14 protein-coding genes and 1 rRNA gene are annotated in these 16,533 nt (G+C 71.2%); 7 read left to right on the plus strand and 8 right to left on the minus strand.

All coding sequences use genetic code 11. The features are described 5' to 3' along the window. The first annotated feature begins 140 nt into the window (after positions 1–140). Both GTY67_RS11645 and GTY67_RS11650 read left to right on the plus strand, forming a co-directional pair. The gene (locus GTY67_RS11645; protein ID WP_093688863.1) at positions 141–752 is read left to right on the plus strand and encodes a GNAT family N-acetyltransferase; all 612 of its coding nucleotides are present in this window, start codon (positions 141–143) and stop codon (positions 750–752) included. Positions 753–807: 55 nt separating this feature from the next. Next, positions 808–1,995: a crosslink repair DNA glycosylase YcaQ family protein gene (locus GTY67_RS11650; RefSeq protein WP_093688865.1), complete on the plus strand. Its 1,188-nt coding sequence runs from the start codon at positions 808–810 to the stop codon at positions 1,993–1,995. A 12-nt stretch (positions 1,996–2,007) separates the two neighbouring features. Here GTY67_RS11650 and GTY67_RS11655 read toward each other — a convergent pair whose 3' ends face one another. The 7 genes from GTY67_RS11655 to mtnA form a co-directional block, all read right to left on the minus strand. After that, positions 2,008–2,760, minus strand: a complete 753-nt coding sequence (locus tag GTY67_RS11655; protein ID WP_093688867.1) for a response regulator transcription factor — start codon at positions 2,758–2,760, stop codon at positions 2,008–2,010. Positions 2,761–2,945: 185 nt separating this feature from the next. After that, positions 2,946–3,635, minus strand: a complete 690-nt coding sequence (raiA, locus tag GTY67_RS11660; protein ID WP_018512285.1) for a ribosome-associated translation inhibitor RaiA — start codon at positions 3,633–3,635, stop codon at positions 2,946–2,948. A gap of 329 nt (positions 3,636–3,964) precedes the next feature. Next, positions 3,965–4,693 (minus strand): ComF family protein, encoded by a 729-nt coding sequence (locus GTY67_RS11665; RefSeq protein WP_161278604.1) that lies wholly within the window; start codon positions 4,691–4,693, stop codon positions 3,965–3,967. A gap of 174 nt (positions 4,694–4,867) precedes the next feature. Then, on the minus strand, positions 4,868–6,700 hold the full coding sequence (locus tag GTY67_RS11670) for an LpqB family beta-propeller domain-containing protein (RefSeq protein ID WP_093688871.1): 1,833 nt from the start codon (positions 6,698–6,700) through the stop codon (positions 4,868–4,870). A 28-nt stretch (positions 6,701–6,728) separates the two neighbouring features. Beyond that, positions 6,729–8,753, minus strand: coding sequence for an MtrAB system histidine kinase MtrB (gene mtrB, locus GTY67_RS11675; protein ID WP_161278605.1), 2,025 nt, complete (start codon positions 8,751–8,753; stop codon positions 6,729–6,731). A gap of 1 nt (position 8,754) precedes the next feature. Further along, entirely contained in the window at positions 8,755–9,444 is a 690-nt protein-coding gene (gene mtrA / locus GTY67_RS11680; RefSeq protein WP_007448372.1) for a two-component system response regulator MtrA, read from the minus strand. A 4-nt stretch (positions 9,445–9,448) separates the two neighbouring features. After that, entirely contained in the window at positions 9,449–10,591 is a 1,143-nt protein-coding gene (mtnA, locus tag GTY67_RS11685) for an S-methyl-5-thioribose-1-phosphate isomerase (protein ID WP_161278606.1), read from the minus strand. A gap of 140 nt (positions 10,592–10,731) precedes the next feature. Here mtnA and GTY67_RS11690 point away from each other — a divergent pair, with 140 nt between their 5' ends. Genes GTY67_RS11690 through GTY67_RS11710 form a run of 5 tightly spaced genes read left to right on the plus strand, consistent with a single transcriptional unit; the run spans position 10,732 to position 16,224 of the window. Then, entirely contained in the window at positions 10,732–11,943 is a 1,212-nt protein-coding gene (locus GTY67_RS11690; protein WP_093688877.1) for a hypothetical protein, read from the plus strand. 4 nt (positions 11,944–11,947) lie between these two features. Continuing rightward, positions 11,948–12,637, plus strand: a complete 690-nt coding sequence (locus GTY67_RS11695) for a DUF4129 domain-containing protein (protein ID WP_161278607.1) — start codon at positions 11,948–11,950, stop codon at positions 12,635–12,637. Then, entirely contained in the window at positions 12,634–13,884 is a 1,251-nt protein-coding gene (locus GTY67_RS11700) for a DUF4350 domain-containing protein (protein WP_161278608.1), read from the plus strand. Before GTY67_RS11695 ends, GTY67_RS11700 begins: the two co-directional genes overlap by 4 nt. Continuing rightward, a complete protein-coding gene (locus GTY67_RS11705) occupies positions 13,881–14,900 on the plus strand; it encodes a MoxR family ATPase (protein WP_202461409.1) in 1,020 nt (339 codons plus the stop codon). The genes GTY67_RS11700 and GTY67_RS11705 overlap by 4 nt, the downstream gene beginning before the upstream one ends. Positions 14,901–14,910: 10 nt before the next feature. Then, entirely contained in the window at positions 14,911–16,224 is a 1,314-nt protein-coding gene (locus tag GTY67_RS11710) for a DUF58 domain-containing protein (RefSeq protein WP_161278609.1), read from the plus strand. Positions 16,225–16,382: 158 nt separating this feature from the next. On the opposite strand, the gene rrf is transcribed toward GTY67_RS11710, so the two are convergent. Next, positions 16,383–16,499 (minus strand): 5S ribosomal RNA (rrf, locus tag GTY67_RS11715). Positions 16,500–16,533 lie beyond the last annotated feature (34 nt).

The following is a 16,533-nucleotide window of genomic DNA, read 5'->3' on the forward strand; positions in this document are numbered from 1 at the left end:
GAGGACACCACCGCGTCGGGAGGGCTGCCGTCGCGTGGACCTCGCCGCACCCTCTCCGGACAACGGCCCAGAGGCGCGGAAGGTGCCGGGAAGCCCCAAAAGTGGTCGCATCGCGGCTGTCCGCTCACGAGAATCACTGTATGGAGCCGACCACTCTCACCACGCGACGCCTTCTTATGCGGCCGTTCGGCCCGCAGGACACCTACCGCGTGCACGCGGCCTGCCAGGATCCGGACATCCAGCGCTGGACGGTGATCCCCTCCCCGTACCGGCTCACCGACGCGGAGCTGTTCACCGCCAAGCTCTCCCCGGCGGGCTGGCGGGACGACTCCTCGTACAGCTTCGCGCTGGTGCTGCCGGAGAGCGGGACGCTCGTCGGGGCGCTCGGCATCGACCGCCGCAGCCGGCCGGGGACGTACGAGGTGGGCTACTGGTCCACCAAGGAGCACCGCGGTCGCGGGTACGCCACCGAGGCGGTGCTCGGCTCCGCCCGCTGGGCCTTCACCGCGCTCGGGGCGGACCGGCTGGAGTGGCGGGCCGAGATCGGCAACCTGGCCTCGCGTGCGGTCGCCCTGCGGGCGGGGTTCCGGCTGGAGGGCGACCAGCGGTCCGGGCTGCTCAACAAGGGAGTGCGGCGCGACGCCTGGACGGCGGCGCTGCTCCCGTCCGACCTGGGGCTTCCCGGCGCCCACCCCTACCTCCCCGAGCGGCACGCCGAACGGCCCGGCACCGCACCGGACTCCGTGCGCTGAGGCGGGGACGCCGCCCCTCCCCGCACTGTCAGTGGCGCGGTCTAGGGTTCGACGTATGACGCCTGTGCCTCCTCCCGCAGTCGAACTCTCCGCCGACCAGGCCCGCCGCATCGCGCTGCGCGCCCAGGGCTTCCTGGGGGCTCCTGACCGCAGGGCGGGGGTGCCGGGGGTGCTGCGGCACCTCGGGGCGGTCCAGCTGGACACCATCTCGGTGCTGGCCCGCTCGCACGAGCTGATCCCCTACGCCCGGCTCGGCGCGGTGGGGCGGCGCACGGTGGAGGAGGCGTACTGGTCGGGCGGCCGCTCCTTCGAATACTGGTCGCACGCCGCGTGCATCCTGCCCGTCGAGGAGTGGCCGCACTTCGCGTTCCGCCGCCGCGCCTACCGCGCCCGCCCGCACTGGCACCACGATCTGCCCGACGGCGCCTACGACACGGTGATCAAGCAGCTGCGCGCCGAGGGCCCGTTGACGGCGACCGAGCTCGGCGGCGCGAAGAACGGCGGGGAGTGGTGGGACTGGTCGGCGTCCAAGGTCGCCGTGGAGCGGGCCCTGATGTACGGCGAGGTGGTCTGCACCGAGCGGCGCGGCTGGAAGCGGGTCTACGACCTGGCCGAGCGGGCCATCCCGGACGCGCTGCTCCACGACGACCTGAGCGACACCGAGTGCCGGCGGCGTCTGGTCGCCCTGGCGGGCAAGTCGCTGGGGGTGGGCACCCGCAGCGACATCGCGGACTACCACCGGCTCAAGGGCGAGGAGTTCGACGCGGTGGTCGCCGACTCGGGTCTGGTCCCGGTGGCGGTGGAGGGCTGGGCCAAGCCCGCCTGGGCGGACCCCGAGGCGCTGGCCAAGGAGCCGCGCGGACGCCACCGTACGACGCTGCTCTCCCCGTTCGACTCCCTGGTCTGGGAGCGGGCGCGCACCGAGCGGATCTTCGGCTTCACGCACCGGCTGGAGGCGTACGTCCCCAAGCCGAAGCGGATCCACGGCTATTTCGCGATGCCGTTGCTGGCGGGCGGGAAGCTCCAGGGCCGCGTCGACCCGGCGCGCGAGGGCACCACGCTGATCGCCCGGCAGGCTTCTCTGGCGGGTCCGAAGGCGGTGGTCCCGATGGCCGAGGCGCTGGTGGAGGCGGCGGCCTGGGTGGGCTGCACGGACATCCGGCTGGAGCGGATCGACGCCCCGGAGCTGCGCGATCCGCTCAGGGACGAGATCGGCCGGGCGCTCCGGCGGGCCTACCGCTGAGAGCCGCGGTGGCTACCTGATCTCCAAAATCTTCTCGCGCATGGCATAGACCACGGCTTCCATCCGCGAGTGCAGCTGGAGCTTCTCCAGGATATTGCGGACGTGGTTCTTCACCGTGTTCTCGGAAATGAACAACTCCTTGGCGATATCCCGGTTGTTCATGCCGGTCGCCACGAGTTTGAGGACTTCCAGTTCCCGTTCGGTGAGACGGGGGGCGGGGACGAGCCGGCGCTCGTCGGTGCGCTGGATCATCGATTTGAACTCGGTGAGCAGCTTGGAGGCCATGGAGGGGCTGATCTGGGACTGCCCGTCCGCGACGGCGCGAATGGCCGTGGCCACCTCGTCGGTGGAGATCTCCTTGAGGAGGTATCCGGTGGCGCCCGCCTTGATCGCGTCGTAGAGGTCGGCCTCCTCGTCGCTGATCGTCAGCATGATGATCTTCGCACTGGGTGCCACCTCCTTGATGGAGGTGCAGGCTTCGATGCCACCGCGTTTGGGCATCCGCACATCCATCAGGATGATGTCGGGCAGCAGGTCGGCGGCCTTGTCGACCGCCTCGGAACCGTCGCCGGCCTCACCGACGACCTGGATGTCCTCCTCCTGCGCGAGGACGATCTCCAGGCCCCTGCGGAAGAGCGCGTGGTCATCGACCACGAGGACCCGGATGGGCTCCTTGCGCGAGATGCCGTCCGGAGCGTCGTCGGTGCGGGCACCGGCGTCGTCGGAACCACTCGCACCGCGCACGGGCCCGAAGGTGTCCACCATCGTTCCTCCCCCTGAAGGCCACGGCCTGATAGTCATCAGTCGTCCGCCAACGGCGTTTCACCGAGCCCTGATTGGCTCGGAACGCCATGATTCCATGCCGGGACGCCCGAGCGGTGATCCTGTGATCGCGCACAGGTGCCCCTGGTGGCGTGAAAACGCTCCAGGGGCACCGTGACGGGGTGGCGTCAGCCGCCGAGCGCACCACCCGCGCCGCCTGCTTCGTCAGCGGCGAGCGGGTCGGTCCTCAGGTGGATCACGCCGTAGTCGTAGGCGTGCCGCCGGTAGACGACACTGGGCTCCTTCGTCTCGGAGTCGACGAACAAGTAGAAGTCGTGCCCGACCAGTTCCATCTCGTAGAGCGCCTGGTCGAGTGCCATGGGTGCGGCGGTGTGGGTCTTCTCCCGCATCACGAGAGGCCCTTCGCCCTGCACCTCGATCGATCCGACCTTCGTGGTCGGTACGGGTTCCGACGGCTGCTCGCCGACCAGCTCGCCGTCCTCGTCGAACGAGGCGACACCCGGCACCACGTCCCCGACCTCCGCGGCCGACAGACGGCCGTTGCCCCGGCGGCTGTAGCGCTTGTCGTGCTGCTTGCGCAGCCGGGCCTCCAGCTTTCCGGTGGCCAGGTCGAGTGCTGCGTAAGGGTCGCCCGCCGCCGCTTCCGCCCGGATGACCGGCCCACGCGAGCGGAGCGTGATCTCCACCCGGTCGGAACGGTCGGCCTGACGGGGATTCGGCTCCTTGGACACCTCGACGTCGAGGCTGATCACCTTGCCGTCGAACTTCTGGATCTTGTCCAGCTTCAGCTTCTCGGCCACGTGCTTGCGGAACCGCTCGGGCACCTCGGTCTTGCGGCCCTTGACGACGATGTCCACGCAGAACTCCGTTCCCGGATCGCCCCGCTTCAACGGCGGGGCATCTCCCTTTTGCACCAGCCCCCGGAGATCCCCAGGGGCCTCGGACTCGGTGACTTTCGCCTCCTCCTCCCCCGTCGGAGAGGTCACTACCCCACCGGCTCGATCGCTCCGGTCTTTCGGTGAGTTACCTGCCCGAAACCTCAAGGTGCATTCATCGAGGTTCGGTCTTCACCGTTCCTCACAACTGAACATAGCCTGCGCACCCGGGTATCGGCACCCGCTGCCGGTACTTACCTCCGTTCAGGGGGTTTTGCCCTCTCATTACCTGCAACGATGCAAGTTCTCGGTCAGTTCCGGTTTATTTCGAAGGCGGACGGAGAAGCGGAGACGACCGCCGCCGCGCACACCTCACGGCCGGAGGGTCTCCGACCGCTCCCGAGCGCCTCGCCGACGGCCCGCGCCGCCTCGGCCAGCGTCGATCCGGTCGTCAACAGGTCGTCCACCAGGACCACCCTCCCGTGGGCGAGCAGCCGCTCTCCCCCGGTGGCCACTTCCAGCGCCCCGGCCAGATTCGCCCGGCGCCGGTGCGCCGCGAGCCCCGACTGGTCGGCGACCGCGCGGCGCTGCCGCAGCACCGGGACCACCCGGGCAGGGCGGCCGGTGCGCCGCAGCTCGCCCGCCGCCGCTCTGGCGATCCGGCGCACCGGATCGTGGCCGCGCGCCGCGGTCGCGGAGCGCGCCGAGGGCACGGGCACCAGCAGCAGGGGCCCCACGACTCCCACCTGCCCCGTCCCGGCCCGTACGGAGGCCGCCAGGGCCCGTCCGAGAGGTCCGGTGAGCCCGAGTGCCCCGCGCTCCTTGTGGGCCAGCAGCACCGCGCGTACGGCGTTCTCGTACGGCGCCGCCGCGTACACCGCCGGAAGCCCGGCAGGCCGGGGCGAGGGCCGCACCCCACGGGCCGGCGCCCCGTGCAGAGCGGCCCGGCACAACGGGCACAGCTCCGTACGCGGCCTGCCGCAGCCCGCGCAGGCCACCGGCAGGACCAGACCGGAGAACTCCCGCCACCAATCCCGCATGGCTCCACTGTGACCGGCCCCGGAGGACCGGACCACCCCTGTGGAAAACCCTCCGCCCGGAAGCCCTCCGACCAGGAAGCCCTCCGGGCAGCGAAAGCCCACGGATCAGCCCGGCCCAGGGTGGGCCTCAGCCCCGGGCGGCGAGTCAGCCCCGGCCGGGGCGCCGGGCCGGCCTCAGCCCGGGTAGACCAGCGAGGTGCCTTCCTCCAGGACCGTCTGCCAGTTGTCGCCCGGCGAGAGCTTCACTATGCCGTCGCCCTCGGTCTCCGCCATCAGCGGAAGCAGCTCGTCGTCAGCGGCGGCAACCGCGCGGACCTGGTTCACCCCGGGCAGCACCCCGGAGGCGCCGGAGGACGGCGTGGAACCGTCGGCCTGCACGTACCGCACCTGCTGGACACCGCCCTGCTCCTTGCCGACCACCACGAGACGGCTGCGGCCCGACCAGGAGATGGCCGTGACGTCCGTGAGCTGGGGCGCGGCCTGGCGCAGGTCCTCGACCGAGATCTCCGGCGCCTCGTCGGTCCCGCGCCGCTCCACCCGGCCGATCTTCAGCGTCGTATGCCCGTTCTCCGTCACCAGCAGGGCGATCCGCACCCCGTCCGCCGACAGCCGCAGCTCCTCGATCCGCCCGCCGTCCAGGCCCGGGACGCGGACCTCCTGCGGTTCGCCCTCCCCCTTGACCAGCCGCAGCAGCCTCGGGCGCGCCTTGTCACGGTCGGCGACCCACAGGTCGCCCCGGCCGTCCCAGCTCGGCGACGACAGCCGGTCGGCGGCCTTCTTCCCCGCACTGGTCACCACAGGCGGGGCCAGCTCGCCCGGCACGTCCATGGCGGCCACGTAGAGGTGCTGCCCGGTCGCCGAGACGCCGGCGGCCCGCTGTTCGTCCCGGGCCACGCCGACGGCGCCCATCGCGACCGCGCCGACACCGAGGGGGCCGCTCACCGGCTCAGGGGTCCCCTTGCCCTCGGAGGCACCGGCGATCCGCTGGACCCTTCCCTTGGCATCGAGGAAGTACTGGCTGTCGGGCCCGCCGGAGCCACTGTCGAAGGAGAACTTCGCCGCCTCGTCCGCGTCCAGCGCGCAGAGCCTGCCGCCCGCGCCCTCCAGCTCCACCTGCTCGACCCCCGAGGTCAGGTCCCGCAGGGTGAAGAGCACCTGGGCGGCCATCATCAGGCAGGCCGACCGGCCCACCTTGTCGGCCTTGCCGTTGAGCGGCACCTTCAGCACGTTCTGGTCGTCGGGGGCCAGTGCTACGACGTCCTTGCGCAGCGCGGTCCCGGTGGGGAAGCGGGAGTCGACCACGGGCCGCAGCCAGTTCGTCGGCCCCTCCAGCAGCGTCCTGACCGTCTGCGTCGCCGTGCTCATCTGCGTGACCGGATCGGTGCCGGTGCGTACGTAGACGGGGTCGGCGACGAGCGTCGGCTGCCCGTTGGTCCGCCCGCTGGCGAAGTAGTACTTGTTCACGGAGCGGTAGAGCCGCTTGAAGTCGGACTGCCCGAGGACCAGACCGTCCGGCACGATGTCGATGCGCCACTCGACCTTCCCGTCCGGCAGCTTCTCCCGCACCAGATGCAGCATCTGGGAGTAGTCGGTGGGGGCGAGCGGCTGGTAGGAGCTCTGGGCGTCGACCGACGCCACCTTCTCGCCGGTCAGCGTGTACGAGGTCTCGGAGTCCCGGCGCACCTCGTCGTGGAGGAGGGGGCCGCTGCGGTTGGGCGCCTGGGCGAGCACCGTAGTGCCCTCGCTCGGCTGCCAGGTCTTGGCGGCGTCCGCGCTGAGGTACTTGCGCGTGGTCCGGAAACCCGGGTCGTCGCTGGTCATCGACTCCAGGAACCCGTCGACGATCTCGCTGGGCGCCGCGCCCTCGCGGGGCTCCACCGCGTACACCTGCACCTGGGAGTCGCCGGGCTGCGAGGCGTCGACGGCCTTGACGTCACCGGTCACCGGCATCGACCCGCAGCCGGCGAGCGCGATGACGGAGCAGCCGAGCAGCGCGGTGAGCCGCACGCCGCGTCCGGTGCCACCGCGACGGCGGTCAGTACCCACGAGTGGTGTCCTCCTGGTCGGAATGGCTCGCCGGTGAACCCGGTCCGCCCGAACGCTCCGGTGCCGGGCGTGCCACGACACGGGCCCCGTTGCCGGGCAGCGCCGCCGGGTGCACCGAGGCGGGGGCCGGGTGCGGCACCGTGGAACGGCCCGGCACGGGCAGCGGCGAGCGCTTCGCCGCCCCGGGCTGGTTCGGTACGGACACCAGCCGGGTGTCGCCCGCCGTCGCCTCGTCGCGCTCCCGGTTCTCCCGGTTGCGCCGTGAGTCCTCGGGCTCCAGCGGTATCGGCGAACCGCGCAGCGGCTCGTCCGCCGTACGCGGCAGGGTCAGCCGGAACTGGGACCCGCCGCCCGGCTCGCCCCACGCCTGGAGCCAGCCACCGTGCAGCCGGGCGTCCTCGACGGCGATGGAGAGCCCGAGACCGGTCCCGCCGGTCGTCCGGGCCCGCGCCGGGTCGGCACGCCAGAACCGGTTGAAGACCCGGGTCGCCTCGCCGGGCTTGAGCCCGACCCCGTAGTCCCGTACGGCCACGGCGACCGCGCCCTGGGCCACGCCCATCCGCACGACGACGTCCCGGCCCTCGCCGTGCTCCACGGCGTTGACCACGAGGTTGCGCAGCACCCGTTCCACGCGCCGCGCGTCGGCCTCGGCGATCACCGGCTGGTCGTCGCCGATGACCAGGATCCGGCTGCCCTTGCGCTCGGCGAGCGGTTCGGCACCGCCGATCACCCGGTGCACCACGGCCCGCAGGTCTATCGGCTCGGCCTCCAGCGCGGCCGCGCCCGCGTCGAACCGGCTGATCTCCAGCAGATCCGAGAGCAGCGACTCGAAGCGGTCGAGTTGGTCGCCGAGGAGCTCGGCGGAGCGCGCGGTGACGGGGTCGAAGTCGGCGCGCGCCTCATGGATGACGTCGGCGGCCATCCGTACGGTCGTGAGCGGGGTCCGCAGCTCGTGCGAGACGTCGGAGACGAAGCGCCGCTGCATCCGGGAGAGCTCCTCCAGCTGCTGGATCTTCAGCTGGAGGTTCTGCGCCATCTTGTTGAAGGCCTCACCGAGGCGGGCGATGTCGTCCTCGCCGGTGACCTTCATCCGTTCCTGGAGCTTCCCGGCGGAGAGCCGTTCGGCGATACCGGCCGCCATCCGCACCGGGGTGACGACCTGGCGCACCACGAACCAGGCGATGGCGCCGAGCAGCACGACGACGAACAGTCCAGCGGTCGCCAGGGTCGTCTTGACCAGCGTCAGGGACTTCTCCTCCTGCGTGAGCGGGAAGAGGTAGTAGAGCTCGTAGGGGTGCTGGTCGATGTCGTAGAGGCGCTTGCCGACGACGAGGCCGGGCTGCGACTCCTTGCCGTACGAGTACCGGATCAGGGAGTACGTCTGGAACGCCCCCTGTCCCTTGCCCACGTCCTGGCGCAGGCGCTCGGGCACGCTGGAGGCCTCGACGCTGCCCGAACCACGCGGGGCACGGCTGCCGGCGCCTTCGTTGGCCGAGTCCGCGCTGAGCGCGACCACGTTGAAGGCGTTCTTGCCGCCGCTGGCGAGCTGGTCGACGAGCTCGGTGCGCCAGGAGGTGTTGGCGGTCATGCCGTCGGGCCCGTCGGCGCCCTGCCCGCCCGGGGCCAGGGAGGCGTTCGCCTTCTCCTGGGCCGCGGCGAAACCACCGGCGGCCTGGGTCTGGGCGGCCTTGCCCTTCGCATCGAGGAGGCCGTTGCGGACCTGCCCGATCACGACGAAGCCGAGCAGCAGCACCACGGCCATCGACATGAGCAGCGTGCCCGCGACGACGCGTAGCTGCAGATTGCGCCGCCACAACCGCACGGCGGGCAGCAGCGGACGGCGCACCCACCGCATCAGCAGACGCGGTACGGGCCCGCCGGGCGTCCGGTCCTGGAACAACCGGCCGCCCTGCAGGAAACGGCTCATACGAGAAGCCTTCCGTCCCGGACCGGCAGCCCGCTCCGCACGGACTCCCGGCTCCCCGGGGTTCGGAGCAGCGCTGCCCTCGGCCATGTCAGCTCGGTCCGGCCTTGTAACCGACCCCGCGGACGGTCACGACGATCTCCGGCCGCTCCGGGTCCTTCTCGACCTTGGAGCGCAGCCGCTGGACATGCACGTTCACCAGCCGGGTGTCGGCCGCGTGCCGGTAACCCCAGACCTGCTCCAGCAGGACCTCACGGGTGAAGACCTGCCACGGCTTGCGGGCGAGGGCGACCAGCAGGTCGAACTCCAGCGGCGTGAGGGCGATGGACTGCCCCTCCCGCTTCACGGAGTGACCGGCCACGTCGATGACCAGGTCACCGATGGTCAACTGCTCCGGCGCGGGCTCTTCGGACCGCCGCAGGCGTGCCCTGATCCGGGCGACCAACTCCTTAGGTTTGAACGGCTTGACGATGTAGTCGTCGGCCCCGGATTCCAGACCGACCACGACATCGACGGTGTCGCTCTTAGCAGTGAGCATGACGATCGGCACACCGGACTCGGCCCTGATCAGCCTGCACACCTCGATGCCGTCCCTTCCGGGCAGCATGAGGTCGAGCAGCACCAGGTCCGGCTTGGCCTCACGAAATGCGGCCAGTGCCTTGTCGCCGTCCGCTACGAACGACGGCTCGAAACCTTCTCCACGCAGCACAATCCCGAGCATCTCGGCCAGTGCGGTGTCGTCGTCGACGACAAGGACGCGTCCCTTCATAATCGACATCATCCCATTAGCTAATCGTTACCTGCGATGACCTGGCACACAGCTCTGCCAGTCCGACCCCCGTGACCGGGGAAATGACGCCCTCCTCGGTGACGATCGCCGTGATCAATTCGGGCGGCGTGATGTCGAAAGCCGGGTTGTACGCCGGGGCCCCGAGGGGTGCGACGACCATCCCACCTCCACCGTCCGCCGATACGGACTTCGGCAATGTGAGCTCCGTCACTTCTTGCCCGGAACGCTGCTCAACGATGATCGATGTGCCTTCGGCCGTGTCCATGTCCACGGTCGTCGTCGGCGCCACCACGATGAACGGCACATGGTGGTACTTCGCGAGCACAGCCAACGGATAGCTCCCCACTTTGTTGGCCACCGAGCCGTCTGCGGCAATGCGGTCCGCCCCAATGAGTACGGCATCCACCTCACCCGCGGCGAACAGGGAGCCCGCCGCACTGTCCGTGAGCAGGCTGTACGCCATCCCGCTGCGCGCCGCCTCGTACGCCGTCAGCCTCGCCCCCTGGAGCAGCGGCCGGGTCTCGTCCACCCACAGCCGGCGCAGCCGCCCCTCCCGGTGCACCCGCAGCGCCACCGCGAACGCCGTCCCCTCGCCCCCGGAGACCAGCGCCCCGGTGTTGCAGTGGGTCAGCAGCTGATACCCCTGCCCCGGCAGCAGCTCCTCCAGGAGCGCCGTCCCGTACTCCGCCATGCGCCTGCTGGCCTGGGCGTCCTCCCGGTGCAGGGCCTGCGCCTCGGCCAGCGCCACAGCGGCGGCCTCCGCCGTGCCGACCCCCTTCGCGGCAGCCGCCCAGTAGGCGTCGGCCACCCGCCGCACCCCGTAACCGAGATTCACCGCGGTGGGCCGCGCCCCCTCCAGCAGCCCCGCGGCCTCCGCCACGTCATAGCCACGGGCCGCCGCGAGCGCCACCCCGTACCCCCCGGCGATCCCGAGCAGCGGGGCCCCTCGTACCGCCAGCGTCCGGATCGCCCGCACCAGCGCGGGCACATCCGTGCACACCAGCTCAACCTCCTCCGCGGGCAGCCGCGTCTGGTCGAGGAGCACCAGCACGGGGCCTTCCGGAAGGTCGTCCCAACGGAGCACGGAAAGCGCGGGAGGCTCGCCGCCCACCGGCGTTTGCACGTCCTGATCAGCCATCCGCCCAGTCTGCCCGGTGAGCCGCCCACAAATGAAGGCACGAAGGAGAGAAGGCTCCCGGTCCGCGCCGCACCGGCCCGTGGCACGATGGCTGCCAACCTGCCGCCCCGATGAGCGGACAGGACGGTGAAGGAGCGAGAATGAACGACTCTCCGGGCTGGGCGACGCCCGGATCTGCCCCCTCCGACGGCCAGGAGGCGGCCATCCCCCGCCCCTCCGAGCCCCAGGACGCAGGCGCGCCGACGGGACAGTGGTCCCCCGAGCAGCCGCCCCCCGGGCAGTGGTCCCCGCCGAGCAACCCCGCCGGCGGCCCCGGCGCACGCCCGCCCGCGCCCGGCTGGGGCGGCGGTCCGCAGCGACCGGCCTGGGGCACCAAGCCGCCGGCGGCGAAGCCCGGCGTCATCCCGCTGCGCCCCCTGGGCGTCGGCGAGATCCTCGACGGGTCCGTCTCGGCCCTGCGCGCCCACTGGCGCACCGCACTCGGCTTCAGCCTCGCCGTCTCCGTGGTCATCCAGGTCGCCACCACCCTCATGCAGCGCTACCTCCTGCCCGAGCCGACCAGCATCGACCCCAACGCCACCGACGCCGAGGCCCTTCGCCAAGCCTCCGAATCCGCCCGGACGACCCTGTTCTCCCTCGCCCCGGTCTCTCTCCTCACGATGTTCGCCACGCTCTTCACCGCGTCGATCGTCACCGTGGTGATCAGCCGCTCGGTGCTGGGCCGCCCCGTCACGCTCTCCGACGCCTGGGCCGAAGCCCGCCCGCGAATCCTCCCCCTGGTCGGTCTGACCCTGCTGGTCACCGTGATCACCGCCACGATCATGACCGTCGGCATCGGCCCCGGCCTGCTGGTCGGCTCCGAGGCCGGTGCGGCGCTGGCGTTCCTCGGCTTCGCCGCCGCCTGCGTCGTCATCCTCTGGCTGCAGGTCAGCTTCGCCCTCGCCGCCCCCGCCCTGATGCTGGAACGGCAGAGCATCATCTCCGCCCTGCGCAGGTCGGCGAAGCTGGTCCGCGGTGCCTGGTGGCGCACCTTCGGCATCCTCGCGCTGACCTACGTGCTCGTCTTCCTGCTGAGCTTCCTCGTCTCCATCCCCTTCGGCCTCATCGGGATGCTCGCCGACGGAACCGACATCAGCGAGTTCTTCGAGAGCGGCGGCCCCTCCTTCGGCTGGCCCTTCCTGATCATCACGGGCATCGGCGAAGTGATCGTCTCCACGCTGCTCTACCCCTTCGTCGCAGGCGTGATGGCACTGCTCTACGTGGACCAGCGCATCCGCCGCGAGGCACTCGACCTCGACCTCGCACGGGCCGCGGGCCTCCCCGGCCACGACACCGACACCCCCAGGAGCTGATGCGGTGTCGGGGGCGGGGGGCACCACAGCAGCACGGCAGGTCACCGGCGCGGGCGACATACCCGTGGACACTCCACGTGTCCCCGCCCGGGAGGCGGCCGAGAGCGAGCTGTCCAAGCCGATGTACCACGAGAACGATCCGAACCTCCTCCAGCGCGCCCTGAACCGCCTCTGGGACTGGGTCGCCGGCGTGTTCGACGCCGCCGCGAGCGCCGCCCCCGGCGGCCCGGCCGGACTCGTCGTCCTGATCCTCATCGTCATCGGGCTCGCCGCCGCCCTCTGGTGGCGGCTCGGCACCCCGCAACGCACTTCCCGACCCGTGGACGCCCTCTTCGAGAGCGACGGACCCCGCAGCGCCACCCAGCACCGCGCCGCGGCCGACGCACACGCCGCCGCTCTCCGCTGGACCGAAGCCGTCCAGGAACGCATGCGCGCCATCGTCCGGTCGCTGGAAGAACGCGCCCTCCTCGACCCCCGCCCCGGCCGCACGGCGGACGAAGCAGCGGCGGAAGCAGGCCGCGCCCTGCCCGACCACGCCACCCGGCTGCGCTCCGCCGCCCGCGACTTCGACGACGTCACATACGGCGGCCGCACCGCGGACCAACCCACATATCTGGCCCTGCGCGCCCTGGACACCGAACTCGACGAGGCGAAGCCCGTGCTGCCCGGAACCTCCCGAGGAGCCACCGGATGACCACGGCCACCGCCCCCTCCCCCACCTCGACCGCGCCCACCCCGCACCAGGTCTGGAAGCGCACACGAGGGCTGCTGATCGCCCTGCTCATCCTCGTGATCGCCGGCATCACGTTCGCCGCCGTCCGCTCCGGTACCAACTACGGACACCTCGACCCCCGGTCCGCCGACCCGAAGGGCAGCCGCGCCGCGGCCGAACTTCTCAAGGCGCGCGGGATATCCGTCACCGTCGCCACGACCCTCGACGCAGCCACCACCGCGGCAGGACCCGACACCACACTCCTGGTCGCCGGCCCCAATCTCCTCACCCCCACGCAACAGCGCCGACTCCACGAGGCGGCCACCGCCTCCACCGGCCGCACCGTCCTGATCGCCCCAGGCCAGGCAGCCGCATCTCGCCTGGCCCCCGGCGTACGCACCGAGCCCCACCGCCCGGTGACCACCCTCCCCCCGTCCTGCGCCTTCCCCGCCGCCCGCAGCGCCGGCACAGCGGACATGGGCGGCATGCGCTACACGGCACCGAACACCACCGCCACCGCCTGCTACCCCAGCGCCGGAGCCCCCAGCCTGCTGATCCTGAAGGACCGCGGCGACGGCGACACCGTCCTTCTCGGCTCCCCCGACTTCCTCCACAACGAGCGTCTCGACCACCAGGGCAACGCCTCCCTCGCCCTGCAACTCCTCGGTTCGCGTCCCCATCTCGTCTGGTACCTCCCCTCTCTGGCCGATCCCTCCGCCACCAGCGAGGACGGCTCTCCCGACGACGACAACGACAACAACAGCGGAGGCAGCGGCGACCAGGCCTCGGGCGAGGAAAGCAGCTTCCTCGACCTGGTCCCCTCCGGCTGGCTCTGGGGAACGCTCCAGCTCACCGTCGCCGCGGTCCTCGCCGCGATCTGGCGAGGCCGCCGCCTCGGCCCCCTGGTCATGGAGCGGCTGCCGGTCTCCATCCGCGCATCCGAATCCGCCGAGGGCCGCGCCGGCCTCTACCGCAAGGCCAACGCCCGTGACCGGGCAGCCGAATCACTACGGGCGGCCGCCCGAACCCGTATCGCCCGCCTTGCCGGCGTAACCGCCCGTGAGGCACACACCTCTGCCGTTCTCCTCCCTGCCGTGTCCGCCCGCAGCGCCACCACAGGCGACGACCTGAGCACCCTGCTCTTCGGCCCGGCCCCCGCCGACGACGCGGCCCTTGTCCTGCTGGCCAACCACCTCGACGCCCTCGAAAGAGAGGTACGCACTTCATGAGCGCCCCGACCCCCGAGCCGGTCGAACCCCCAGCGGTCCCCGCGACCCCTGCGGCTCCGGAGCCCGCCGACGGCGCCCGCGCGTCCTTGGAAGCCCTCCGCTCCGAGATCGCCAAGGCCGTGGTCGGCCAGGACCCGGCTGTCACCGGACTCGTCGTCGCCCTGCTCTGCCGCGGACACGTACTCCTGGAGGGCGTCCCCGGCGTCGCCAAGACCCTGCTCGTCCGGGCCCTCGCCGCCTCTCTCGAACTCGACACCAAGCGCGTCCAGTTCACCCCCGACCTCATGCCGAGCGATGTGACGGGATCACTCGTCTACGACGCCCGCACCGCCGAGTTCTCCTTCCAGCCCGGCCCCGTCTTCACCAACCTGCTGCTCGCCGACGAGATCAACCGCACCCCTCCCAAGACACAGGCTTCCCTTCTGGAAGCGATGGAGGAACGTCAGGTCACCGTCGACGGCACCCCCCGCCCGCTGCCGGACCCCTTCCTCGTCGCCGCCACCCAGAACCCCGTCGAATACGAGGGCACCTACCCGCTCCCGGAAGCCCAACTGGACCGCTTCCTGCTCAAGCTGACGGTGCCTCTGCCCTCCCGGCAGGACGAGATCAACGTCCTCACCCGCCACGCCGACGGCTTCAACCCCCGCGACCTCAAGGCAGCAGGCATACGGCCCGTCGCCGGACCCGCCGATCTGGAGGCGGCCCGCTCAGCCGTCGCGAAGACCACGGTCTCCCCCGAGATCGCCGGCTATGTGGTGGATATCTGTCGTGCCACGCGCGAATCCCCCTCGCTCGCCCTCGGCGTCTCCCCCCGAGGCGCCACCGCACTGCTCTCGACCGCTCGCGCCTGGGCCTGGCTCACCGGCCGGGACTACGTCACCCCGGACGACGTGAAGGCCTTGGCGCTCCCCACACTCCGTCATCGCATCCATCTGCGGCCCGAGGCGGAGATGGAGGGAGTCACCCCCGACTCCGTCATCACCTCGGTGCTCGCCCACGTCCCCGTACCCCGATGAGGCGGTGACCATGGCCCTCACCGGACGTACCGCACTGCTGGCCGCGCTGGGATCACTCCCCGTAGGCATCCTCGCTCCGAGCTGGACCGGGATGCTCGCGGTCAACGCACCGCTCTCACTAGCGATTCTGTGCGACTACGCCCTGGCAGCGCCAGTGCGAACGCTTCGATTCACCCGATCCGGTGATACAACAGTTCGACTCGGTGACACGGCGGAAGTGCAACTCACCGTGACCAACAGCTCGCGACGGCGCCTGAGGGCCCAGCTCCGCGACGCCTGGCCGCCGAGCAGCTGGCCCGCCGACACCGAACAGGCCTCGTCCCGCCACACGTTGACGATTCCCCCCGGTGAACAGCGTCGCCTGTCCACCGCTCTGCGCCCGACCCGCCGCGGCGACCGCCAAGCCGAGCGCATCACGGTCCGCTCGTACGGCCCGCTCGGCCTGGCCGCCCGCCAGGGCTACCACCGCGTCCCGTGGACCGTGCGGGTGCTGCCCCCGTTCACCAGCCGGAAGCATCTGCCGTCCCGGCTCGCCCGACTCCGCGAACTCGACGGCCGCACCAGCGTCCTGACGCGGGGCGAGGGCACGGAGTTCGACAGCCTGCGGGCGTACGTACCAGGAGACGACACCCGCTCCATCGACTGGCGGGCAACGGCACGCCAGTCTGCCGTCGCGGTCCGGACATGGCGTCCCGAGCGTGACCGGCACATCCTGATCGTCCTGGACACCGGCCGCACCTCCGCAGGCCGGGTGGGCGACGTCCCACGCCTCGATGCGGCCATGGACGCCACCCTTCTCCTCACCGCGCTCGCGACGCGCGCCGGCGACCGCGTGGACCTCCTCGCCTACGACCGCCGCGTGCGAGCCCGGGTACAGGGCCGCACCACCGCAGGCGACATCCTGGCCACGGTGGTCAACACCCTCGCCTCACTGGAACCCGAGCTCGTCGAGACGGACGCCAGAGGGCTCAGCACCACGGCTCTCTCGGACGCTCCCCGCGGCTCGTTGATCGTTCTGCTGACCTCGCTTGAGGCCACCCCCATCGAGGAGGGGCTCCTCCCGCTGCTCCCTCAGCTCACCCAGCGCCACACGGTTCTGCTGGCAGCTGTCTCCGATCCGCGGATCGAGGAGATGGCGAAGGGCCGGGGAACGGTGGACGCGGTGTACGAGGCCGCCGCCGGCACCCAGGCCCAGGCCGAACGCCGCGACACGGCGGAGAAACTCCAGCGCCACGGCGTTGTGGTCGTGGACGCCACCCCGGACAACCTCGCCCCGGCGCTCGCCGACGCTTATCTGGCGCTCAAGGCTGCTGGCCGTCTTTGAGGCTCGTCATCCCCCTAGTCCTCTCTTGGTGAGTGATGGACGGCGCCCGTTGCATCGCTAACCAGGAGAGGACTCCCGGGGGCCCTGGATATGTTCGGATAGATTCGGAACGCAGAAAAGCCCCGCACCATACGGTGCGGGGCTTTCCCGGAAAAATTGTTCGGCGGCGTCCTACTCTCCCACAGGGTCCCCCCTGCAGTACCATCGGCGCTGAAAGGCTTAGCTTCCGGGTTCGGAATGTAACCGGGCGTTTCCCTAACGCAATGACCACCGAAACACTATGAAATTAACCAACACCGGATGAAAACA

Source organism: Streptomyces sp. SID8374 (assembly GCF_009865135.1).
In the GTDB taxonomy this organism is placed as follows: Bacteria; Actinomycetota; Actinomycetes; order Streptomycetales; family Streptomycetaceae; genus Streptomyces.

Bases quoted from the DNA above. Each gene is read 5' to 3' on its own strand.
- GTY67_RS11645 (WP_093688863.1), top strand. From the start codon at position 141: ATGGAGCCGACCACTCTCACCACGCGACGCCTTCTTATGCGGCCGTTC.
- GTY67_RS11650 (WP_093688865.1), top strand. From the start codon at position 808: ATGACGCCTGTGCCTCCTCCCGCAGTCGAACTCTCCGCCGACCAGGCC.
- GTY67_RS11655 (WP_093688867.1), bottom strand. From the start codon at position 2,760: ATGGTGGACACCTTCGGGCCCGTGCGCGGTGCGAGTGGTTCCGACGAC.
- GTY67_RS11665 (WP_161278604.1), bottom strand. From the start codon at position 4,693: ATGCGGGATTGGTGGCGGGAGTTCTCCGGTCTGGTCCTGCCGGTGGCC.
- mtrB (WP_161278605.1), bottom strand. From the start codon at position 8,753: ATGGCCGAGGGCAGCGCTGCTCCGAACCCCGGGGAGCCGGGAGTCCGT.
- mtrA (WP_007448372.1), bottom strand. From the start codon at position 9,444: ATGATGTCGATTATGAAGGGACGCGTCCTTGTCGTCGACGACGACACC.
- mtnA (WP_161278606.1), bottom strand. From the start codon at position 10,591: ATGGCTGATCAGGACGTGCAAACGCCGGTGGGCGGCGAGCCTCCCGCG.
- GTY67_RS11690 (WP_093688877.1), top strand. From the start codon at position 10,732: ATGAACGACTCTCCGGGCTGGGCGACGCCCGGATCTGCCCCCTCCGAC.
- GTY67_RS11700 (WP_161278608.1), top strand. From the start codon at position 12,634: ATGACCACGGCCACCGCCCCCTCCCCCACCTCGACCGCGCCCACCCCG.
- GTY67_RS11705 (WP_202461409.1), top strand. From the start codon at position 13,881: ATGAGCGCCCCGACCCCCGAGCCGGTCGAACCCCCAGCGGTCCCCGCG.
- GTY67_RS11710 (WP_161278609.1), top strand. From the start codon at position 14,911: ATGGCCCTCACCGGACGTACCGCACTGCTGGCCGCGCTGGGATCACTC.